Annotated in this window: 18 protein-coding genes, 3 tRNA genes and 1 pseudogene; 11 read left to right on the top strand and 11 right to left on the bottom strand. The window is 69.1% G+C overall.

The annotated features are described in order from the left end of the window. The first annotated feature begins 129 nt into the window (after positions 1–129). Positions 130–768: a carboxymuconolactone decarboxylase family protein gene (locus ACWDZ6_RS01780; RefSeq protein ID WP_451501248.1), complete on the top strand. Its 639-nt coding sequence runs from the start codon at positions 130–132 to the stop codon at positions 766–768. After that, entirely contained in the window at positions 761–1567 is an 807-nt protein-coding gene (locus ACWDZ6_RS01775) for an SDR family NAD(P)-dependent oxidoreductase (protein WP_451501247.1), read from the top strand. Before ACWDZ6_RS01780 ends, ACWDZ6_RS01775 begins: the two co-directional genes overlap by 8 nt. A gap of 66 nt (positions 1568–1633) precedes the next feature. Here the strand turns inward: ACWDZ6_RS01775 and ACWDZ6_RS01770 are convergent, their stop codons facing one another. After that, positions 1634–2296 carry a TetR/AcrR family transcriptional regulator gene (locus tag ACWDZ6_RS01770; RefSeq protein WP_451501246.1) on the bottom strand — a complete coding sequence of 221 codons (663 nt, stop codon included), beginning with the start codon at positions 2294–2296 and terminating at the stop codon, positions 1634–1636. 50 nt (positions 2297–2346) lie between these two features. Here ACWDZ6_RS01770 and ACWDZ6_RS01765 point away from each other — a divergent pair, with 50 nt between their 5' ends. Both ACWDZ6_RS01765 and ACWDZ6_RS01760 read left to right on the top strand, forming a co-directional pair. Continuing rightward, the gene (locus ACWDZ6_RS01765) at positions 2347–2697 is read left to right on the top strand and encodes a DoxX family protein (RefSeq protein ID WP_366734016.1); all 351 of its coding nucleotides are present in this window, start codon (positions 2347–2349) and stop codon (positions 2695–2697) included. A gap of 366 nt (positions 2698–3063) precedes the next feature. Beyond that, the gene (locus tag ACWDZ6_RS01760) at positions 3064–4302 is read left to right on the top strand and encodes a heparan-alpha-glucosaminide N-acetyltransferase domain-containing protein (RefSeq protein WP_451501245.1); all 1239 of its coding nucleotides are present in this window, start codon (positions 3064–3066) and stop codon (positions 4300–4302) included. A gap of 159 nt (positions 4303–4461) precedes the next feature. Here ACWDZ6_RS01760 and ACWDZ6_RS01755 read toward each other — a convergent pair whose 3' ends face one another. Then, the gene (locus ACWDZ6_RS01755) at positions 4462–5064 is read right to left on the bottom strand and encodes a cadmium resistance transporter (RefSeq protein WP_451501244.1); all 603 of its coding nucleotides are present in this window, start codon (positions 5062–5064) and stop codon (positions 4462–4464) included. Positions 5065–5612: 548 nt separating this feature from the next. Beyond that, positions 5613–6206: an MBL fold metallo-hydrolase gene (locus tag ACWDZ6_RS01750; protein WP_451501243.1), complete on the bottom strand. Its 594-nt coding sequence runs from the start codon at positions 6204–6206 to the stop codon at positions 5613–5615. Between the two features lie 140 nt (positions 6207–6346). Between ACWDZ6_RS01750 and ACWDZ6_RS01745 the strand changes: the two genes are divergently transcribed. Beyond that, a complete protein-coding gene (locus ACWDZ6_RS01745; RefSeq protein ID WP_451501463.1) occupies positions 6347–7255 on the top strand; it encodes a GlxA family transcriptional regulator in 909 nt (302 codons plus the stop codon). Between the two features lie 305 nt (positions 7256–7560). On the opposite strand, the gene ACWDZ6_RS01740 is transcribed toward ACWDZ6_RS01745, so the two are convergent. From ACWDZ6_RS01740 to ACWDZ6_RS01730, 3 genes are read right to left on the bottom strand one after another with little or no spacing between them, the layout of a single operon-like run. Then, positions 7561–8697, bottom strand: a complete 1137-nt coding sequence (locus ACWDZ6_RS01740; RefSeq protein ID WP_451501242.1) for a 2Fe-2S iron-sulfur cluster-binding protein — start codon at positions 8695–8697, stop codon at positions 7561–7563. A gap of 25 nt (positions 8698–8722) precedes the next feature. Next, entirely contained in the window at positions 8723–10204 is a 1482-nt protein-coding gene (locus ACWDZ6_RS01735; RefSeq protein ID WP_451501241.1) for a phytoene desaturase family protein, read from the bottom strand. Then, positions 10197–10592: a nuclear transport factor 2 family protein gene (locus ACWDZ6_RS01730; RefSeq protein WP_451501240.1), complete on the bottom strand. Its 396-nt coding sequence runs from the start codon at positions 10590–10592 to the stop codon at positions 10197–10199. The genes ACWDZ6_RS01735 and ACWDZ6_RS01730 overlap by 8 nt, the downstream gene beginning before the upstream one ends. 117 nt (positions 10593–10709) lie before the next feature. Between ACWDZ6_RS01730 and ACWDZ6_RS01725 the strand changes: the two genes are divergently transcribed. After that, positions 10710–11279: a PadR family transcriptional regulator gene (locus ACWDZ6_RS01725; RefSeq protein WP_451501239.1), complete on the top strand. Its 570-nt coding sequence runs from the start codon at positions 10710–10712 to the stop codon at positions 11277–11279. A 141-nt stretch (positions 11280–11420) separates the two neighbouring features. Here ACWDZ6_RS01725 and ACWDZ6_RS01720 read toward each other — a convergent pair whose 3' ends face one another. After that, positions 11421–12224 carry a hypothetical protein gene (locus ACWDZ6_RS01720; protein ID WP_451501238.1) on the bottom strand — a complete coding sequence of 268 codons (804 nt, stop codon included), beginning with the start codon at positions 12222–12224 and terminating at the stop codon, positions 11421–11423. 342 nt (positions 12225–12566) lie between these two features. After that, positions 12567–12710 (bottom strand): annotated as a pseudogene (locus ACWDZ6_RS01715) (GntR family transcriptional regulator); the annotation flags it as partial. A 176-nt stretch (positions 12711–12886) separates the two neighbouring features. On the opposite strand from ACWDZ6_RS01715, the gene ACWDZ6_RS01710 reads away from it, so the two are divergent. Beyond that, positions 12887–13555, top strand: coding sequence for a MerR family transcriptional regulator (locus ACWDZ6_RS01710; protein ID WP_451501462.1), 669 nt, complete (start codon positions 12887–12889; stop codon positions 13553–13555). Between the two features lie 1422 nt (positions 13556–14977). Here the strand turns inward: ACWDZ6_RS01710 and ACWDZ6_RS01705 are convergent. The 3 genes from ACWDZ6_RS01705 to ACWDZ6_RS01695 all read right to left on the bottom strand — a co-directional run bounded on the left by ACWDZ6_RS01705 (position 14978) and on the right by ACWDZ6_RS01695 (position 15391). Next, positions 14978–15051: transfer RNA gene (locus ACWDZ6_RS01705), tRNA-Ile, on the bottom strand. A gap of 189 nt (positions 15052–15240) precedes the next feature. Next, positions 15241–15313, bottom strand: a tRNA-Asn gene (locus tag ACWDZ6_RS01700). A gap of 5 nt (positions 15314–15318) precedes the next feature. Continuing rightward, positions 15319–15391 (bottom strand) — tRNA-Asn (locus tag ACWDZ6_RS01695). A gap of 173 nt (positions 15392–15564) precedes the next feature. Between ACWDZ6_RS01695 and ACWDZ6_RS01690 the strand changes: the two genes are divergently transcribed. From ACWDZ6_RS01690 to ACWDZ6_RS01675, 4 genes are all read left to right on the top strand, one after another. Then, entirely contained in the window at positions 15565–15864 is a 300-nt protein-coding gene (locus ACWDZ6_RS01690) for a YtxH domain-containing protein (RefSeq protein ID WP_366730523.1), read from the top strand. 36 nt (positions 15865–15900) lie between these two features. Next, the gene (locus ACWDZ6_RS01685; RefSeq protein WP_389176915.1) at positions 15901–17346 is read left to right on the top strand and encodes an FGGY family carbohydrate kinase; all 1446 of its coding nucleotides are present in this window, start codon (positions 15901–15903) and stop codon (positions 17344–17346) included. Between the two features lie 91 nt (positions 17347–17437). Further along, positions 17438–19171: an ABC transporter ATP-binding protein gene (locus ACWDZ6_RS01680; protein WP_451501237.1), complete on the top strand. Its 1734-nt coding sequence runs from the start codon at positions 17438–17440 to the stop codon at positions 19169–19171. Further along, positions 19168–21090, top strand: a complete 1923-nt coding sequence (locus ACWDZ6_RS01675) for an ABC transporter ATP-binding protein (protein ID WP_451501236.1) — start codon at positions 19168–19170, stop codon at positions 21088–21090. Before ACWDZ6_RS01680 ends, ACWDZ6_RS01675 begins: the two co-directional genes overlap by 4 nt. Positions 21091–21098: the final 8 nt, after the last annotated feature.

Raw genomic sequence — 21098 nt, 5'->3', positions numbered from 1 at the left:
AAGGGCGCGGGACCGGCAGCGCCTTCAGTCAGTCGCGACACCCCTCCGGGCCGCACTGCCCGCGCAGCGCCTCCATCACGTTCGAGCTTTTCACTTGCTAAACGTTCAGCCAGTTTCTACTGTGCGTGTATGGACGACGCCGCGACTGAAGTACCTGACGCACCGCCCTCTGGCCATCTCCCAGGTGGCAGCCGCCTCCCCCGCATCGCGCCGCTGCCGGAGGACCGCTGGGACGCGCGGGTGCGCCGGCTTCTGGCCACCGCTCCACGGGACCCGGGAGGCCGGGTGCCCAACATCTTCACCACCCTGGCCCGCCACCCGGACCTCTATGCGCGGTTCATGCCGTTCGGCGGGCAGCTGCTCCGCGAAGGGCTGTTGCCGGGAAGGATCAGGGAGCTACTGATCCTGCGCACCGCGCACAACACCGGGGCCGCCTACGAGTGGGGACGCCATCTGCCGCTGGCCGAGGCCGCCGGGGTCTCGGTCGCGGACGTCCGGCGCATCACCCAGGGCCCGGACGCCGTCGGGTGGACGGACCTCGAGCGCCATCTACTCCGGGCCGCCGACCAACTGCACCGCGACGCACGGATTTCAGCCGTGACCTGGGAAGCTCTCGCGTCCTACTACGAGGAGGCAGAGCTGATGGAGATCACCATGCTCATCGGCCAGTACCACATGCTGGCGTTCTTCCTGAACTCCGTCGGCGTGCAGCTGGAGCCGGGCTTCGACCGGACAGGCACCGGGAAGGGGGCGTGCACCGGTGGATGAGCAGCGGAGACCGGAGAAGGAGGCGCGCCGTCTGGCCGACCGCAAGCTCCTGGTGATCGGCGCGGGCACCCGTCCGGACGGGGATCCGCAGGCACCCGTCGGCAATGGGCGGGCGATATCCGTCCTTGCCGCCCGTGAGGGAGCGAGTGTGGCGTGCGCCGACATCGCACCCGAGGCGGCCTCGGAGACCGCCCGGCTCGTCACCGCCGAGGGCTCCCCGAGCGTCGCCCTGGTGGCTGATGCCACCGACCCCGAACAGACCGCCGCAATGGTCGCCGAGGCCGCCCGCGAACTCGGTGGCCTGGATGCCCTCGTGGTCAACGTGGGCGTCGGGCTCGGCGTCGGCCTGGCCGGCTCCTCGCCCGAGGACTGGGACCGCGTCCTCTCACTCAATCTGCGCGCGCCCTTCCTGGCCGCGAAGTACGGCCTGCCGACGATGAACGGCGGCGGCGCGATCGTCTTCATCGGATCCGTTGGCGGACTGCGCGCCGCCACCGGCTCGCCCGCGTACGACAGTTCCAAGGCGGGTCTGATGGGTCTGACCCGGCACGTCGCCAAGGAAGGCGCGGCCCGGGGTATCCGTGCCAACGTGGTCGTACCTGGCCTGATCGACACCCCGATGGGCCGTCAGGCATCAGCCTCACGCACTTCCAGGACCGCGTCCTTCGCCCGGATCCCACTCGGCCGGCAGGGCACCGCGTGGGAGGTGGCGGACGCGGTCGCGTTCCTGCTCTCCGATCGCGCCTCGTACATCACGGGCCAGCAGCTGGTGGTGGACGGCGGCCTGAGTGCGGTCTGACCTCGGTTCGGCAGCCGGCCGGCCGGTGCTCGGGCAGACTCCCGCAGCCGACCCCGGCCGCCGAGGTCAGCCGGTCCTCGGGTCCGGAGTGAGTGCCAGCAGCACCATGTCGTGGGCCGCGCGGCCGATTTCCTCCAGGCGGGCGCGGGAGGGGTCCAGCTGGTACTGGAGCAGCACGCCGCGCGCCAAACTCTCCAGAAGGAATGCCTGCGCGCGGGGGTCGAGGTCGGAGCGGATGGTGCCGTCGGCGACCCCCCGTCGGATGTCGTCCTCCACGCCGGTGCGGACCAAGTCGAGTTGGCCGCCCAAGGGCCCCTTGGCGGTGTCCCCCGGGCTGCCGACCGCCTCGACGAGCAGCACCAGCAGGGCGCGTGCCCGGACACTGGGGCCCGGCTCGGCCAGACGTGAGAAGTACTGCTCCAGCTTGGCCAGCACGGCCTCGAGCCCGGTCATCCGGCGGTATCCGGGGAGTGCCCGGAGACGGTCGACAAAGACCTCGCGGATGTCGTTGATGACCGCCTCGACGAGCCCCGCCTTGGACGCGAAGTGATAGCTGACCATGCCCCGGCTGACCCCGGCGCGATCACCGACCTTCTTCACCGTGAGGCCGCGGTAACCCTCCTCGGCCAGGATCCCCAGTGCCGCGTCGATCAGTCTGCGCCGGGAGGCCTCCCGCTGGTCGTCGCGCATCGTCGGAAGGGGGCCGGTCGTTGTCGTGGGATCGGTCATCGCCCCAGCAGTATCCCATCCGCGACTGCCCACTGCTCGAAAGGTGACCTGTGGACGTCTTGCGCATCATCCTGGCTGTAGCCGTCGGCCCGATATTTGTCCTCACCGGGGGGATCAAGATCTACGGCCTGCGCCGGTCCCTGCAGTACCGAGACCACTTCGGCATGTCGCCCTCGCTGTGGCGGGCGATCGGCGTGCTGGAGGCAGCGGGTGGCTTGGGGCTGCTCGGCGGACTGGCGGTCCGGCCGCTGGGCATCGCGGCCGGCGCGGGACTGTGCGCGTTGATGCTCGGCGCCGTGCTGACGCACCTGCGGGCCAGGGATCCGATCGCTGTGGTGGCCTCTGCCGGGGGCATTCTCCTGCTCGCTTCGGCGTCCCTTGTGTGCGGCATCGCCGCGTGAACCCCCACGCGCCGGAGCTGCTGTGGCGGGGGAATGCCCCGCTGCGCCCTGGCGCGCACACCGCGTAGGCAATCGGCTGCATCGGCTTTCGGCGATCGCGAACCGGAACCGGCCCGCACGGGCCCCCGTACCGAGCGGGCCCTGCCTGCGGCTCGGCCCGCTCGGTACGGCGCCCTCTCCGCGAATGGCCCGACCGCGCATCACCAACGGCACCAGGAACTCCGGCTGTGGTGCCAGGCAACCCGCACAGCCCGCTCGTCCTCTTAACGACCGCATGGGCGCACAGACATCAGTCGGCATCGGTTCGCAGACCATCCCTGAACGGCCGCCCGTTGATACGAGCAGACGCGGGAGCGGGCAGCAAGAATGCAGGAACGTACAGCAACCTCGGCCAACAGGCGGCTGCTCAGCGTGGACTCGGCCCGCGCCATCGCCGTGTTCGCCATGTTCGCCGCGCACATCGGCCCCCCGGCGAAGCCCGAGGGCGCGGGCTATCTGCTGGTCGCCTTCGATGGGCGCGCGCCCGCCGTCTTCACCCTGATCGCGGGACTTTCGCTGACCCTCTCCCGTGGCGGCACCCAGCCCCGTCCACCGCTGACCGGCACACTGCGCGCCACGCTCGTACGCTGCGCCGTACTCGCGGTGCTCGGCATGGCGTTGGCGGAGCTGAAGTCCGGGATTGCGGTGATACTGACGTTCTTCGCCGTGTACTTCCTGACAGCCGAACCGCTGGCCCGCCTGCGCACCCGCGCACTGATCGCGGTCGCGGCAATCTCCGTGGTGCTGGGTCCGGTCCTGTCGTACTCGCTGGGGCCGTACTTGGGACACCGTGCCACCGGACGCGGCGGCTACCCCGGATTCGATGCGGTCACCAGCTGGTCCGGATTCACTGAGGCACTCGACACACTGCTGGTGTCCGGCGCCTACCCCTGGCTCACCTACTTTCCTTACGTCATCGTCGGCATGGCGCTGGGCCGGGTGGCGAACCTGACCCGGCCCGGAACAGCCCGTCGGCTCATCGGCTGGGGAGCACTGTCCGTCCTGGCCGGGCATGGGCTGTCCGCGCTGGCTCTTGGGCCGGCCGGCGGGCGCGCGACGTTGCTGGATGCCATAGCCCACAGCCACCCCTTCGCCATGAACTTCCCCGATCCGGTGGAGGACGTGCTTGCCCGACAGGCCGGGGCGATACCCAGCACCTCGTGGGCCTGGCTGCTGGTCGACGATCCCTACAGCCAGACGCCCTTCGAGACCATCGCCAACATCGGCGCCGGCTGGCTCCTCATCGGCCTCGCAGTGGCCGCCTGCCGCCATCACGTGCTCGAACTGCTCCTGCGCCCGCTGGCCGTCGTCGGGACGATGGGCCTGTCGGTGTACACCCTTCACGTCCTCGCGCGGGCCGAGCTGCAACCGCAGCACGGTTGGCCGGCCCTGGGCGCCTTCTGCGGGGTCTCGCTGGTGGGGTGTGTCATCTGGGCGTATGTCTTCCGCGGCACTTCGCTCAGGCGCGGGCCGCTGGAATGGGCCCTTCACACGATCACCCCGACCCGGAAGGCACCCACACCCGAGAGCAGAGCGACCCAGGAGTCATTGACCCTGCGCGGATGACGTGCCACGGCCCGCCCTGACCCTCATCCACCTCACCACAGCCCTGCCCGCCCTCACCGGCAAGGCGCGCGGCCGCGGGCACCAGCCCGACACGGCCAGGACCTCGATCTCCATGTCGCCGGTATCCCGCAATACCGGTCGTCCGGGCGGGAGTACGGGCTACAGGCCGAACGCCCCGCCCTCGATGAGGATGAGCAGGCCGATGGCGATCAGGACCAGGGGCAGCAGGATGTGTCCCCAGCGGCTGAGGGCCTTGGCGATGACCGGGCGGGTGGCGAAGAACTTGCCTGCGAAGCACCAGACGGCGACCAGGACGAGGAAGACCACGGCGTACACGCTCATCCCACCGATGCCGGCAGTGGCGAAGACCGGCACATACACGCCGATGTTGTCACCTCCGTTGGCGAAAGTAACCGCGGCGACTTCCCAGTGGCTCGGGCCACCTTCCTTGGCTTCGCCCTCCTCTTCGTCCCCGTCGTTGCGGTGGTTCTTCCACACCCGCCAGGCGGCTTTGAGGCCCAGGGCAAGGGGCAGCAGGCCGAGGTAGGGGATGGCTGACTCGGGCAGGAACGTGGCTCCGAACGCTGCGGCCACGGCGACGGCGAGGATGGCGGCGAAGCCGAGGTACTGACCGAGCACGATCTTGCGGGTGGAGCCGCGATGTCCCGCGCTCTGGGCGAAGAACAGTGCCAGGATCAGGATGTCGTCGATGTTGGTGACGGCGAACAGCCCGGTCGCCTGCACGATGATGCCCAGATCCACGGTCCCGCTCCGCTCGGTACGTACTGCCCGACGTACTGCCCGGCCGGTCACTCTACGGAGGTGCTGCCTGGCCTTGCGGCGCCGGATCCCGGCCGGGCTGCGCGAGGAAGACGGCGCCGGCGGTGACCGCGGCCGCGCCGAGGAGCCGGCTGCCGTGCCCGAGCTGGGGCGAGGTCCGCTCCGCGCGCTTCCGCGTGTCCCCTGTCGGCCACCAGGCCACTGCGGTGGTCAGCCTGCGCTCCCCTTTTCGGCAGACTCGCCGAGCATCTCTCGTGCGCACCTCGTGGCCGGGCCTCGGCCATCGCCGTGTCATAACCCCGAGGGGGCACACCGAACGCGTCGACGTACGCGGTGCGTATCCCTTCCGCATACGGCAGCAGCCGCTCAGCCGCCCACGCCCCGAGCCCGCACCGCATGCCCGAAGCAGGATGCTGGCCGCCAACTACGAATCGAGATGGCCACCTATTGCCCTGCGACAGCGAATCTTGACTGATTACCGCCGAAGGTCGAGCGGAGGAGTTCTGCATGTCACGCCGTGGACAGGACAGTTAGCGTGGCGCGGTGATGTCGGCCTTGAAGGGGCTGCCGTGGCCGGGCACGATCAGGTCCGCGGCGGCCAGCACGCGGAGCCGGGAGGCGCGCAGTATCTCCCGGTCCGGGGCTACGGGGTCGTCCGCGGGGCCGTCCGCGTGCCACCACAGGTCGCCGGCGAACGCCACCACGCCCGTGTCCGTGCCGGCCAGCAGCGTGATGTCCTCGAGGCTGTGTCCCGGTGTGCGGATCAGCCGCAGCGACGGGGTTAGTTCGTAGCCCTCCGCGTCCCGGTTCCTCCACTGGTCGCCCAGGTACTCCACCTTGTGGTCGTGGACCCTGGCCCGGCTGAACAGGCCCACGTTCATGGTGTTGTCCGGGTGGTGGTGGCTGAGCACCACGTCGGTGATGTCGTCGGGGCCGAGCCCCAACTCCGCGAGCGGGCCGAGGATGTGCTCGCGGCTCGCCACCATGCCCGGGTCGAAGATCACATGCCGGTCGCCGTCGGTGACGTAAGAGACGGTGGCGGCGACACCGGGACCGGTGGAACCGACGTAGCCGGTGGTGAGGATCGTGTACACGGCGCTGCGGCCGAGCGGTGCGTCTGTCATGTCCCCCATCATTCCGGGCAGGCCGGGCCGCTGACGAGTGGCACTGCTGCCTCTCATCGCAGGATTCGTGCCATCGGTGCCACACTGCTCCCGTGCCGCCTTTCGTGACTGTTGCCGCGTACGTTCCCCCTGGTGTCGGCATGCTCGCCGTGGGCATCGTCGCCGAGGTGTTCGGCCCTCACGGGGCGGGACTGCCCGGCTTCGACTTCGTGCTGTGCACCGACCGGCCCGGGCCGGTTCCTACCGACCTCGGCGTGCCGCTCATGGTCGCGCATGGCCTGGACCGGCTGGCTGCCGCGGATCTGGTGATCGCCTTGCCATGGGCCGGCTTCCGTACGCCACCCGGTCCCGCTGTGCTTGACGCGTTTTCGGCCGCGCACGAGGGCGGCTCACTGGTCGCGGCCCACTGTGTCGGCACGTTCGCGCTCGCCGCCGCCGGTCTGCTCGACGGCCGACGGGCCACCACGCACTGGCGGTTCGCCGAACTGCTGGCCCACCGCCACCCGGACGTCGTTGTGGACCCCGATGCCCTGTACATCGACGAAGGGCGGATCACCACGGGCGCGGGAGCCGCCGCCGGCTTCGATCTGTGCCTGCATCTGCTGAGGCGGGAGTACGGGGCCGCGATGGCCAACGCCGTCGCCCGCGACATGGTGCTGCCCTCCCACAGGGACGGCGGTCAGGCCCAGTATCTGACCTCCCCCGTCCCTGAGGACTGTCAGGACGAGCGTCTCGTGGAGGTGCTCGCCTGGGCCCGCGAGCACCTCCACGAACCGCTTCCCGTCGCGGAACTGGCCCGACGCGCGGTGATGAGCAAACGGTCCTTCGCCCGTCGCTTCGCCGCCGCGACCGGCACCACCCCGCACGCCTGGCTCCGGAGCCTGCGACTGAGCAGCGCCGAGGAACTCCTGGAGACCACGGACCTGCCGATCGAGGAGATCGCCCACCGGGTCGGATACGGAAGCGCGGCCGTCCTGCGCGAACAGTTCGTGCGCCGCCGGGGTGTGCCGCCCCGTTCCTACCGCCGCTCCTTCACCAACGCGCCGTAGCGAGCCGGGCGCGCCGACGCCGTTCTGAGCAGGCCGCTCTCCCACACCCACAGTCACCTGGTTACGAGGCGTGCTGCGGATCCCTGGCCAGTCGATCTCGGCCGGCACGAACCGCCCGGTCGTCGGACTCCGGTGCCGGACTCCGGCACGCTTGAACCGCAGTGTGGTGCGCGGGCCGTAGGCGTCACCTGCCAGTTTCGGCCGGCTGGGCGACGGCGGGTGCGTCGATCTTGGACACGGTTGTCGCGGCTCCTTCTGTGGGCCGGTGCGGCGGCCGCGTCCCGCGCCCCGGCCGCCGTACCGGATCAGAGGTCGAGGTCGAGGTCGGTGACCGGGTAGGCGACGCAGGAGTGGGTGTAGCCGAACCGCTCGTCGGACAAGCGCAGTTGGGCTTCCTCGGCGGTGTGGACCGTGCCCTTGAGGACGCGGACGCGGCACAGGCCGCACTCGCCGGAGCGGCAGGCGGCTTCCGGGCGGATGCCCTCGTCCTCCAGCGCGTCCAGTAGGGGCCGTCCGCGACGGGTGCGGAACGACGTACCGCCGGCGGTGACGGTGACTTCGGCCTCGGGATCCGTGTCGGCCGGCCAGTGGGACTGGCGGGTGGGGTCGGCGGGGGCGCCGTTGGCCTCGAAGCGGACCCGGCGGCGGGGGTGGCCGAGCTCTTTCAGCTGCTGCATCGCGTACGGGTACAGGGCTTGGGGGCCGCAGACATAGACCATGCGGCCGTCGAGCGGCCCTGCGAGGGTCTTGATCAGGGCGGAAGTCAGCAGGCCGGTGGGTCCGGCCCAGCCGTTTCCGGGGTCGTCCATGACGTGGTCGACGCGGATGTTCGGGTGGTCGGCGGCGAGTGCGTCGAGTTCCTCGTGGAAGATCACGTCGCCGGGCGTGCGGGAGCCGTAGATCAGGTGGAAGCGGCGGTCCAGTCCGTTGTCGACGATGTCGCGGATCATGCTCATGGCCGGTACGACACCGGAGCCGCCGGCGAGGAACACCAGGTCGTCGCCGTGGAAAAGCGGGTTGTGGTGGAAGGTGCCCATCGGCCCGGTCGTGGTGAGCGTGTGGCCCACGGTGAGGGTGTCGATGAGGTGGTTGCTGATCCGCCCGCCGGGGACCCGGCGCACCGTCAGATTCCAGTGGTCGAGGCTCGCCGGGCTGGAGGACAGGGCGTACGGGCGGTTGGTGCCGTCGGCGAACACGCCCACGTACTGCCCGGCGAGGAACGGCGGCAGATCCGCGCCGCCGGGCCGGCGCAGCCGGAAGGTGGCGGAGCTGACGGTCTCGGTGATGATCTCGGAGACGGTCAGGGCGAGTCGTCGGGGATGGTACGAGGCGACAGTGCGTCGTGTCTCCGCAGCGTGGTCGGCGGTGTCGGCGGGGCGGCCGTCGATGTCGGCCTGGATGTCGGCGTAGCCCTCGAAGAGAGGGGCGAGGCGGTGGGTCACGTGAGCTCCCTGTCGGCTCGTGCGGTCAGGCGGCCTGGTGGCGCAGCAGGCGGCGGGCGACCCGGTGACCGGATTCCAGAGTCGTCTGGAAGCCGCCCATTCCGGCCCACGAGCCGGCCAGGTGCAGGCCGGGGACATGGGTCTCGCGTTCGCTGTTGCGGAAGAGCCAGTTCTCGGTGCGGTCCTGGTCGTAGCCGTAGATCGCGCCGCCCGGATGCCCGAGGTAGCGGGACATGGTCATCGGGGTGGCGACGTCGACCTCCTCGATCGTGTCGCGGATGCCGGGCGTGATCACCTCGACGCGGTCAAGGAGCGTCTCGGCGTACGCGAACTTGGTGCGCGCGTATTCGCCGGGCGACACCTTGTCCCAGGCGTCCGCGTACTGGAGCGTCATGAGGCTGACGTGGGTCGCGCCCGAAGGGGCGAAGCCGATCGGGGCGACGTCGTAGGAGGAGACGCAGATCCCGCGGGCCGGCTCCAGGGTGTGCCAGGAGGCGTACAGGCGGTCGTCGTCCAGATCGGCGTTGACGAAGGTGGTGCTGGTGGTGAAGCCGAGCTCGGCGGGCGTGGCGTCAAGGCCCATGTGCAGGACGAAGCCGGACACACCGATCCGCCGGCCGGCGAGTTCGTCCCGTACGGCCGAGGGCACGGCGTCGCCGAGCATCGCGTACGTCACCGGCAAGGAGGCGTTGGAGACGACGTCCCGCGCCGAGATCTCCTGGCCGTCGTCGAGGCGCACTCCGACGGCGCGTCCTCGCTCGGTCAGGATCGCCTCGACCGCCGTGTTGAAGCGGACCTCGCCGCCCGCCGCGAGGAACGAGTCGAGGAACGCACTGGACATGGCCTGCGAACCGCCCCTGATGTGCCAGGGCTTGAACTCGAGGTACGCGAACAGCAGCAGCGCCAGGTCCTGGAAGGCGAGCCGGGAGGGCGGCTGGCCGGCATAGCCCCAGTAGGTGGCCAGGACGGCCTTGATCCGGGGGTCGTCGAAGTGGTCGTCCAGCACCTCATCGAGCGGCCGCAGCCCCTGGCGGAAGTAGGTGGGGTCGACCTGCTCGGGAGGCAGCCCGCGCATGGCGGCCATCTGCCAGATCGTGGTGTCCTTCACCAGCTGGAAGAACCGCTCGACCCGCTCACGGTTGCCGGGGAAGGCATCGCTCAGGACGTCCACGGCGGCCGCCCATTCCGCGGGCAGCGTCACGTCGTACTCGCCCGGCACCACGGCCCGGTAGAGGTCTTGCTCCTGGACGAAGTCGAGGCGGTCGAGGACGCCCAGCTTCTCGAACAGACCCCGCAGGGAGAACTCCTGGCCCTCCGACCCCAGCCCGGAGAGCTGGTGCAGGGCCACCTCGAACTCGTAGCGGCCCCGCCTGAACGAGGTGGCACAGCCGCCGGGGATGTTGTGGCGCTCCACCAGCAGCGTGCGCAGTCCCGCGCGCTGGAGGGTGGTGGCGGCGGTCAGTCCGGCGTTGCCCGCGCCGATGACGACGGCGTCGAAGTCACTCATCGCCGCCCGCCGCTCGCGCGATCTCGTCGAACTTCGCGCCCATCGCCTCGGCCAGTGCGTTCGCCGCCGAGATCGGGCGGACCATCACCATGAAGTCGTCGATCCTGCCGTCCTCGTCGAAGTGGAGGAAGTCGCAGCCCGTGAGCTGCTTGCCGTTCACGGTGGCGGTGAAGACGAAGGCGTGGTCGCGGCCGTCCGGGTTGGCGATCTCCCGGATGTAGGTGAAGTCCTCGAAGACCTGCGATACGGCGTTCAAAATCGCGGCGGTGATCGCCTTGCCCGGGTACGGCTTGAAGGCGACGGGACTGGTGAAGACAACGTTCTCGGCCAGCAGGGCCGCGACAGCGTCCTTGTCGCCTGCTTCGACGGCATTGCGGAAGGGATGCACAAGATCACCTCTATAGTCAACGAGTTGAATAGGTGCATCGCAGACTAGGAGCGGGAGCGTGAGGCGTCCATACCCTAGTCACTTTTTTGACTAATCAACTGATGCTAGGTTGGGGGTGTGGCTCTACGTAACGCGGTGATGGCCGCTCTCTTGCAGGGCGAGGCGTCCGGGTACGACCTCGCGAAGGGCTTCGATGCCTCGATCGCCAACTTCTGGATGGCCACCCCCCAGCAGCTCTACAGGGAACTGGAGCGCATGGAGGGGGATGGGCTCATCACGGCCCGCGTCGTGGAGCAGGAGCGCCGCCCCAACAAGCGGCTGTTCTCCCTCACCGAGGCCGGATTCGAGGCAGTGCGTGCCTACACCGCCGAACCCCCGGGCAAGCCGACGGCCATCAGGGACGAGCTGATGGTCAAGGTCCAGAGCGTCGACGCCGGCGACATCGAGGCCGTGCGATCCGCCATCGCCGAGCACATGGAGTGGGCCACCGCCAAGTTGGCCCGCTACGCGCGTCTGCAGCAGCGCCTGCTGGACGGGCGCACGGAGGACGGATACTTCGCCGGCGGCGAGCCCATCGGCCCCTACCTCACACTGCTGCGCGGCATTGCCCTCGAAAGGGACAACCTCCGGTGGGGTGAGATGGCCCTGAAGAGGCTGGAACAGCGTGCCTCGGCCTCTACCGGATGAATGAGTCCGATGCCTGTGCCGGTCACAACCATGGCGAAGGGCCCCCGTTGACTCGTGCGTGACTACTAGGTGCGTACCGCCCGCGTGGCTTCGTGGGATGCCGCCAGGAGCCGGTCCCTGTGTCCAGGCGTAGGCCTCATGTCAGGGTGTGGGCAAGGGGCCTTCCGGGTCGGGCCCCTCCCAGAATTCGGCGCCGAGAGTTTCTTTCAGCAGGGCATACATCCTCTTTCGGAAGTGGGCGGTCACGAGCCATGGGCGGGTGAAGATGCGGATCTCCCCGACCTCGCCTGCATCGTTGAGGGTGAACATCTCCACGAGTTGCTGTACGTGACCGTCCACGTATTCGTCGATCACCACCGCGAATCCCGATCGGCCCTCGATGTCCAGGACGGCACGAACCTTGAGGTCGCTGAAACTTTGCGCCGCTGCTTTGAGGACAGGCCCGACGACAGCCTTCCCCGTCGGCTCTTCGCTCAGGATCGGGGAGTACAGGGTGACATCCTGCGCCAGCGGCGGGACGGCTGGATGGTCAACCCAAACCGGCGTCGGCCCATCCGGGGTATACGGTCCGGATCCGAGGCTCGGGTCTGCGAGAGCGTGGTCTGTCTTCGCAATCACTTCGCGCAGAGCGGCCATGAATGGCCACGGCCGACCGTAGACGTCGATGGTGGCAATCAGGCCCGCAGCGTTGTGCCGGGCGAGGGCCACGATCTCTGTCGGTCGTCCGCCGGGGCTCGCGCTGTACACGACCCCCTCCACCTCGTCTCCCTTGAGCCGGACTGTAGCTTCAGGCGCGGCGAGCGCCTGCTGGTACGTACCGAGAGCTGCCGAAACAGCGTCGCGACCGGCGATGCGAGGCGCGACCAGTGGAGTCGCGAGAGAGACGTCCTCGGCAAGCGCTGTTGGGGCCTCTCCCGAAAGTGCAGCGTTCAACTGATCCGACATCGCGCGCTCCTCGGGGTCACGATCAAGGCGAGCCTCGGGTTTCGGGGAATACGCGGGCACGAGGTCATACGAGCGCGCTCGGCGCCGGCGCCCCAGGCCACCAAGAACCTTCTGATGTGCCGCGGTTGTACCTCGAGCGGTGCCACAGAATCTCTGCGCCACAGCTAAGTTCGTCGCCGCCCTTCCAGCATGCGCCTGGAGCATGGCGCGGCGCATGCTGGAGGACATGGGCGCTCGTTTACCTGGGAATCAGAGGCCTGGAGGTTCGGGTGCCAAGCCCGGCCGATGGGGCACGGTGGGCATGACGAGCCGTAGCGGCATGGACCGCTAAGTCCACGGCCGTCACTGGGTGACTTCCGATTCGGTGCGCCACGTACGACCAGGGCCCCCGAGGTCAACGCCGTACTCCACAACGTTGCTCTCGCTGTCGACGAACTTCGCTGTCATCACGACTACCGGCTCCGCCGGCGGCTTCGCGGGGTCCAGGGGCCCCGCCTTTCGGGGCTTTTCGCTGGTGAGCTCCGGCTGTTCGTGCTCGAAGGCGCGCTCGTGGGCCTCCGGCGTGAGGCCGCTATGTGGTAGCGACACTATCCACTATCCAATAGTGGAGCTATCTATGATGGATGGGACCTTGGCAAGAGGCGCGGAAGGGTGAACGGGCATTGCGCATCGGCGAAATGAGCCGCAGGACCGGGGTACCGGTGCCGACGATCAAGTACTACGTCCGGGAAGGGCTGCTCCCGCCCGGCCGGCTGACGAGCCCGAACCAGGCGACCTACGACGATGCGCACGAGCGCAGACTGCGGCTGATCCGCGCGCTGCTGGAGGTGGGCGGACTGAAGGTGGCCGCGATCGCGGATGTCCTGGCGGCGGTGGACGACCCCGACAAGTCCGTGCACAACGTCCTCGGGGTGGCGACGGACCTGATCGTCCCGAAGTACGCGGACGAGGAAGCGGACGCCGAACTGGACGCGGCACGTCACGAGGTGCGCGAGCTGATCGCCCGACGCGGCTGGCTGGTGCACGGGGACTTCCCCGCCGCGGAGGCCCTGGCGGCAGCACTCGCCGCGCTGGAGAGGGTCGGCCACGGGGCCTTCTCCCAGGTGCTGGAGGCTTACGCGGACGCCGCGGAGCAGGTCGCGCGGGCGGACCTCGCCTATGTCGCGGGCCGGGCCGGTCTTGACGACCTGGTGGAGAGCGTGGTCGTGGGCACGGTGCTCGGGGACACGCTGTTCGCGTCGCTGCGGCGGCTCGCACAGGCCGACCGCTCGGCTCGCGTGTACGAGAGCGACGAGTCCGAGGGCGGTATGCCGGGAATCGAGGGCGACTGAGGCCGCCCCTGCGGCTACGCCCCACGGGCGTGCGATCGGACGCGCGTCCCGGGCTCTGGGGCGACGCGCCCGTTTCGGCCTCCCCGGCGTTCGAGGGTCCCCCCATGGGGTGCCGGAGCTCCGGTACCCGAAGGGTGGGCCGGGGACCGGCCTCGTCGGGTGAGGCGGCCGTGGATGGTCGCCGGTCGGGAGCGCGGCACCGTGGGGCCGTCGGGTCGGCAGCGCGGGCGGAACAGTGCGTTGGGCCCGCTGCGGCAGGCCGTTGCCGACGGGCAGGCCACGATGGCGCGCCGGTGAGGTGACAGCGCGGGCGAGCGTTTGCGAAGAACTGGGCAGCCTTCGTCGAGCTTCCGGCCGTCACCCGTCCGAAGCCAATCGTCTGGACACCAGAGCGCGTTGAGCACTGGAAGCCGACGGGTGAGAAGCCCGGATCCGTCATGGTCCGGACAGCCGGCAGACCGGCCAATTCCTCGACATCATCAAGGACGACCGGCTCTACCCCTTGTGGCACACCTTCATATTCCAGGGGCGGCGGGCGAGGCGAGATGTGCGCGCTGCCCTGGACCGAGGTCAGTCACGGATCTGCGGCTGCGCATCTCCGTACAGACCGTCGCGGTCGCCTACCGGACATACGGCGAAGCTCCCGAGGCTGACAGCGTCCGCACCGTCTCGATGGGCCTGGAGTCGGCCGAGGTCCTGCGCGCATGGAAGTCCAAGCAACAGCGCGAGCGCGAGCGGTGGTCCGAGGCCGGCGCCTGGGTCGAGTCCGGTCTGGTCTTCACCCACGAAAACGGTGAGCCGATTCACCCGGACCGGGTCAACCGGCGATTCAAGCGCCTGGTTGAGCTGTCCGGGCTGCCCCCGGTCCGTCTCCACGATGCCCGGCACATCTCAGCGAGCCTTTCAGCGTTGAGGGACGGGCTGGCCGTCGTGTACGCCCATGCGGCGAGCTACGGCGGCCTCCGGGCAGTGGGCGCCCCGCTTCGGCACGACGGCGAACCGCTGGGAGAGATCGGAGCCCCGAGCGCTCTACCGAGCAGGCGGCGGCTGCCGCAGAGAAGTGGCTGCGCGAGCACTGCGCCGAAGGCAGCTTGCAACTGGTCCCGGTCGAGAATCTGCACGCGGCTTACCTGAGGATCAACGTCAGCACCTCACCTTGGTGCGCTTCGTGATCGGCCGCGTGACTGCATCCGATGTAGCCGGCCGGCTGGAGCGAGCCCAGAAGAACGACGGCCCGGACGAGGGACCGGGCCAGGAAGCCGCGTAGGGACACGCGGCTGGGGCGTGTCGTTGCCGCCTCTGTCCACGCACTGTCCACACACTGAGTGGACAACGGCAGAAACGGGCCGTCACGATCACCAGCAAGATCCGTCCGACCAGCGAAGACACTGGTCAGATCGTTTCTCCACGCGTAGCGCGCAGTGGGGCGGGTGGGACTCGAACCCACGGCCGACGGATTATGAGTCCGCTGCTCTAACCGGCTGAGCTACCGCCCCTAACGGCGCGTCGCGCACATATGTGCGCGCCGTCTGCCGCAGCATAGCCGCTCATACGATCTCCTGCCTCGGATGGTCGGCAACGCACAATCATGAGGACTGTGCTGCCCGCTGCCCGGTTCCAGGAGACATCAAGAAGTCGTTGAGGGCACACGAAAAAGGACCCCGAGGGGTCCTCTTCCGGTTCCGCTCCCCCGACTGGACTCGAACCAGTAACCCTCCGGTTAACAGCCGAATGCTCTGCCAATTGAGCTACAGGGGATCGCGCTCCCCCGACTGGACTCGAACCAGTAACCTGCCGGTTAACAGCCGGCTGCTCTGCCAATTGAGCTACAGGGGATTGCTGCATGTGCACCGAACGTACCCACCTCGGGGCGTCCCGGGGGGCGTGTGCTCGCTGCGACACATACATTAGCGCAAGCAGGGGGGTGCTCCGCCAATCGGTATGCCCGGGGTGATCTCGGGCCTCGACGGGTAGACGGGCAGCACCTACGCAAGGGAAGGGTGGCAGCCATGCGGTACAAGCTGACGTTCGTCATCGGACTGGCCCTCGGATACGTTCTCGGCACCCGGGCCGGCCGCGAGCGCTATGAGCAGCTCAAGAAGTCCGCGCGCCAGATCGCCCAGAACCCCGCCGTGCGCAACGCCGCCGAGACCGCGGCGCAGGGCAGCCGCGAGGTGGCGGGCAAGGCATTCCACACGGTGAGCGAAAAGGTCGGGGAGCGGGTGCCCGACTCGGTTGCGGAGCGGGTGCGGTCACTGCGGGAGCGGACCGCGGCCGGTGAGGACGAGTGGGGAACAAGCAACACGTGACGCGGTACCCCTGCGGGTGCGGCAGAATCGTCTGACATGGGGATAGTCGCCGGGCTGGACAGTTCGTCTGCATTCACGCGCATCGTCGTCTGTGACGCGGACACGGGCGCCGTGCTGCGCCAGGGGTACGCACCGCACCCCGTCGAGGCGAAGGCCACCGAGATTGATCCGCAGGCCTGGCTCCTGTCGCTCGGTGAGGCCGCGACCGGCGGGCTGTTGGAAGGCGTACAGGCCATCGGGGTGTCCGCGCAGCAGCACGGACTGGTGGCGCTGGACCGGCAGGGCAATCTCGTACGGCCCGCACTGCTCGGCAATGACAAACGGGCGCAGGTCGCGGCGGCGGATCTGATCGACGCGCTGGGCGGCCGGCAGGCATGGGCCGAGGCCGTCGGCTCGGTGCCGCAGGCCGCGCAGCCGGTGTCGAAGCTGCGCTGGATGGCGCGCTCCGAGCCGGAGCTCGCGCAGCGGGTCGCGCTGGTGATGCAGCCGCACGACTGGCTGGTGTGGCAGCTGCTCGGCCGGCCCGTCCGCAGGACCACGGACCGCGGCGGCGCCTCCGGCACCGGGTACTGGTCCGCGGGCAGCGGGTCCTACCGGCCCGATCTGGTGGAGCTCGCGCTCGGGCACCAGTGCGCGCTCCCCGAAGTGCTCGGCCCGGCCGAGGCCGCGGGGATGACGCCCGAGGGGCTGCTGATCTCGGCCGGGACCGGCGAGACGATGGCCGCGGCGTTCGGGCTCGGCGTCGGGGTCGGCGACGCGGTGGTGTCGCTCGGGGCTTCGGGTTCCGTGATGGCCGTGCACCATGAGGCGCTGGCCGATCCGAGCGGGATGATCACGTCGTTCGCCGACGCGACCGGGATGCATCTGCCGGTCGTGCACACACTCAACGCCGTACGGGCGCTGCGCGGAACGGCCGAGCTGCTGGGTCTGGAGAACCTCGACGAGCTCTCCGCGCAGGCGATGAAGTCGACGCCGGGATCGTCCGGGCTTGTGCTGCTGCCGTACCTGGAGGGCGAGCGGACTCCGCAACTGCCGCACACCGCGGGGACGCTGAGTGGTTTGCGGCGCGAGTCGATGAAGCCCGAGCATCTGGCGCGGGCCGCGTTCGAGGGCATGCTCTGCTCGCTCGCGGACGCGATGGATGTGCTGCGCGGGCGCGGGGTCGACGTGCGCAGGGTCTTTCTGCTGGGTGCGGCCGCCGGGCTGCCCGCCGTACAGGCCGCGGCGCCCGCGATCTTCGGGGCGCAGGTCGTCGTACCGCAGCCCGCCGACTATGCGGCACTGGGCGCGGCCCGGCAGGCCGCCTGGTCGCTCGGCGTCTCGCGGGGGACGCTGTCGCCGGGCGCTCCGCCGGCCTGGCAGGGCGCGGCCGCGCAGGTCTTCGAGCCCGGCGAGAATCTGGCGGTGGGTCAGGCGGTTCGCCAGCAGTACGGTGCGACCCGGGACCAGATTCATCCGGGGGCGTTCAACCCGACTTCTTGACCCCGCCTTGGGTTAATCGCTTGAGGTTCCAGGGGTGGAGTGCCGGAAGATGGGGTGACCCCCCGATCTTGCCGACCTCGAGAGACTGCGCGTGCTGATACGACTACTGCGGACGCACTTGCGTCCGTACAAGAAACCCATCGCCCTGCTCGTGGCTCTCCAGCTGCTGCAGACCAGCGCCACCCTCTATCTGCCCACCCTGAACGCGGACATCATCGACGACGGTGTCGTGAAGGGGGACACGGGTTACATCCTGGAAATCGGCGCGCTCATGATCGCCGTCAGTCTCGTCCAGGTCTTCTGCAATATCGGAGCCGTCTTCTACGGCGCCCGCACCGCGGCCGCGCTCGGGCGGGACGTCCGGGCGGCCGTCTTCGACCGGGTGCAGAGCTTCTCAGCGCGGGAAGTCGGGCACTTCGGTGCGCCGTCGCTGATCACGCGTACGACCAATGACGTCCAACAGGTCCAGATGCTGGTCCTGATGGCGTTCACGCTGATGGTGTCGGCGCCGATCATGTGCGTCGGCGGCATCATCATGGCGCTGGGCCAGGACGTGCCGCTGTCGGCGGTGCTGCTGGCCGTGGTGCCTGTGCTGGGCATCGCGGTGTCGGTGATCGTCAAGAAGATGCGTCCGCTGTTCCGCACCATGCAGGAGCGTCTGGACACCGTGAACCGGGTGCTGCGGGAGCAGATCACCGGCAACCGCGTCATTCGCGCCTTCGTACGGGACGAGTACGAGAAGGAACGCTTCCGCGAGGCCAACACCGAGCTCACGAACGTGTCGCTGTCCACCGGCCGGCTGATGGCGCTGATGTTCCCGACCGTCATGACGGTGGTGAACGTGTCGTCCATCGCCGTCGTCTGGTTCGGTGCGCACCGGATCGACAGCGGCGCGATACAGATCGGCGCGCTGACCGCGTTCCTCGCCTATCTGATGCAGATCGTGATGGCCGTGATGATGGCCACCTTCATGTTCATGATGGTGCCGCGCGCCGAGGTCTGTGCCGAGCGGATCGAGGAGGTCCTGGGCACGGATTCGAGCGTGGTGCCGCCGGCCGAGCCGGTACGGCAGCTGCGCAGACGCGGACATCTGGAGCTGCGGGGCGCCGAGTTCCGCTATCCGGGGGCCGAGGAGCCGGTGCTGCGGAGCGTCGAACTGGTGGCGCGGCCCGGCGAGACGACCGCGATCATCGGGTCGACGGGCAGCGGCAAGTCGACCCTGCTGGGGCTCGTACCGCGGCTGTTCGATGTGACGGGCGGCGAGGTTCTCGTCGACGGCGTGGATGTGCGCGAGCTCGATCCGGCGCTGATGGCCAGGACGGTGGGGCTCGTGCCCCAGAAGCCGTATCTCTTCTCCGGGACCGTGGCCACCAATCTGCGCTACGGGAAGCCCTCCGCCAGTGACGAAGAGCTGTGGGAGGCCCTCGAAGTGGCGCAGGCCGCCGACTTCGTACGGGAGCTGGAAGGCGGGCTGAACGCGCCGATCGCGCAGGGCGGGACCAATGTCTCCGGCGGGCAGCGGCAGCGGCTGGCGATCGCCAGGACACTGGTGCAGCGGCCCGAGATCTATCTCTTCGACGACTCCTTCTCCGCGCTGGACTACGCCACGGACGCCGCGCTGCGCCGGGCGCTGGCGAGCGAGACCGCGGAGTCGACCGTGGTGATCGTCGCCCAGCGAGTGTCCACCATCCGTGACGCCGACCGGATCGTGGTCCTGGACGAGGGGCAGGTCGTGGGGGCGGGAAGCCACCACGAGCTCATGGAGAGCAACGAGACCTACCGCGAGATCGTGCTCTCGCAGCTGACGGAGGCTGAGGCCGCATGAGCGGGCCGGGCGGACGCATGATGATGGGCCCCACCGAGCGGTCCATGGACTTCAAGGGCTCGGGCAAGCGACTGCTGCGGCAGCTCGCGCCGGAGCGGGCCACGCTGTGGACGATGCTCGGCGCGGGTGTGCTGAGCGTCGCGTTGGCAGTGGTCGGGCCGAAGATTCTGGGGCAGGCGACGGACCTGGTCTTCGCGGGGGTCGTCGGCCGCGGCATGCCGGCCGGGACCAGCAAGGACCAGGCGATCGAGGGCCTGCGGGACAAGGGCGACGGCGGGCTGGCCGACATGCTGTCCGGGGTGGACTTCACGCCCGGCGACGGCATCGACTTCGACGCCGTAGGCAGTGTGCTGCTGGTCGCGCTGGCCGTGTACGTGGCCGCCGGGCTGCTGATGCTGGTGTCGACGAGGCTGTCGATCCGGGTGATCAACCGGACCATGTACCGGATGCGCGAGGACGTACAGGCGAAGCTGTCGCGGCTGCCGCTGTCGTACTTCGACCGGGCCAAGCGCGGCGAGGTGCTCAGCCGGGCGACGAACGACATGGACAACATCTCGCAGACCATGCAGCAGACCATGGGACAGCTGATCAACTCACTGCTGACCATCGTGGGCGTGCTGGCGATGATGTTCTGGATCTCGCCGTTGCTGGCACTGGTCGCACTGGTGACGGTGCCGGTGTCGGTCTTCGTGGCGACGAGGGTCGGCAAGCGTTCACAGCCGCAGTTCGTGCAGCAGTGGAAGTCCACGGGTAAACTCAACGCCCATATCGAGGAGATGTACACGGGCCATGCGCTGGTGAAGATCTTCGGGCGGCAGGACGAGTCGGCGCAGGCCTTCGCCGAGCAGAACGAGACGCTGTACGAGGCCGGTTTCAAGGCCCAGTTCAACAGCGGCGTCATGCAGCCGCTGATGTTCTTCGTCTCCAACCTCAACTACGTGCTGGTGGCGGTCGTCGGCGGGCTGCGGGTCGCGACGGGCACGCTGTCGATCGGCGATGTGCAGGCGTTCATACAGTACTCGCGCCAGTTCTCGATGCCGCTGACCCAAGTCGCGTCGATGGCGAACCTGGTGCAGTCGGGCGTCGCCTCGGCCGAGCGGATCTTCGAGCTGCTGGACGCGCAGGAACAGCAGCCGGACTCCCCGTCGGCCGAGCGGCCGAAGCAGCTGCGCGGTCAGGTGTCTTTGGAGAAGGTGGCCTTCCGGTACGAGCCGGAGAAGCCTCTCATCGAGGATCTGTCGCTGAGCGTCGAACCCGGTCACACGGTCGCGATCGTCGGGCCGACCGGCGCGGGCAAGACCACGCTGGTGAATCTGCTGATGCGGTTCTACGAGGTGACGGGCGGCCGGATCAGCCTGGACGGCGTGGACGTCGCGAAGATGTCGCGTGAGGAACTGCGGTCCGGGATAGGCATGGTGCTCCAGGACACCTGGCTGTTCGGCGGCACCATCGCGGAGAACATCGCCTACGGATCCTCCCGCGAGGTGACCCGGGAGGAGATCGAGGAGGCGGCGCGGGCCGCCCATGCGGACCGGTTCGTACGGACCCTGCCCGACGGCTACGACACGGTGATCGACGACGAGGGCTCGGGCGTCAGCGCGGGCGAGAAGCAGCTGATCACCATCGCGCGGGCGTTCCTCTCCGACCCGGTGATCCTGGTGCTGGACGAGGCGACCAGTTCGGTCGACACCCGCACCGAGGTACTGATCCAGAAGGCGATGGCGCGCCTGGCCCACGGGCGTACGAGCTTTGTCATCGCACACCGGCTCTCCACCATCCGGGACGCGGATGTGATCCTGGTGATGGAGAACGGCGCGATCGTCGAACAGGGCACGCACGAAGGGCTGTTGGCGGCGAACGGCGCGTATGCGCGGCTGTACGCGGCCCAGTTCGCGCAGGCGGTCGTGGAGGTGGAGTAGCCCCGCGC

The organism is Streptomyces sp. NPDC002926 (assembly GCF_053591755.1).
The sequence above is the reverse complement of the archived record's forward strand: the minus strand, read 5'-3'. Positions and strand labels throughout refer to the sequence as shown.

Bases quoted from the DNA above. Each gene is read 5' to 3' on its own strand.
- ACWDZ6_RS01780 (WP_451501248.1), top strand. From the start codon at position 130: ATGGACGACGCCGCGACTGAAGTACCTGACGCACCGCCCTCTGGCCAT.
- ACWDZ6_RS01770 (WP_451501246.1), bottom strand. From the start codon at position 2,296: ATGACCGATCCCACGACAACGACCGGCCCCCTTCCGACGATGCGCGAC.
- ACWDZ6_RS01760 (WP_451501245.1), top strand. From the start codon at position 3,064: ATGCAGGAACGTACAGCAACCTCGGCCAACAGGCGGCTGCTCAGCGTG.
- ACWDZ6_RS01750 (WP_451501243.1), bottom strand. From the start codon at position 6,206: ATGACAGACGCACCGCTCGGCCGCAGCGCCGTGTACACGATCCTCACC.
- ACWDZ6_RS01745 (WP_451501463.1), top strand. From the start codon at position 6,347: ATGCTCGCCGTGGGCATCGTCGCCGAGGTGTTCGGCCCTCACGGGGCG.
- ACWDZ6_RS01735 (WP_451501241.1), bottom strand. From the start codon at position 10,204: ATGAGTGACTTCGACGCCGTCGTCATCGGCGCGGGCAACGCCGGACTG.
- ACWDZ6_RS01720 (WP_451501238.1), bottom strand. From the start codon at position 12,224: ATGTCGGATCAGTTGAACGCTGCACTTTCGGGAGAGGCCCCAACAGCG.
- ACWDZ6_RS01690 (WP_366730523.1), top strand. From the start codon at position 15,565: ATGCGGTACAAGCTGACGTTCGTCATCGGACTGGCCCTCGGATACGTT.
- ACWDZ6_RS01685 (WP_389176915.1), top strand. From the start codon at position 15,901: ATGGGGATAGTCGCCGGGCTGGACAGTTCGTCTGCATTCACGCGCATC.
- ACWDZ6_RS01675 (WP_451501236.1), top strand. From the start codon at position 19,168: ATGAGCGGGCCGGGCGGACGCATGATGATGGGCCCCACCGAGCGGTCC.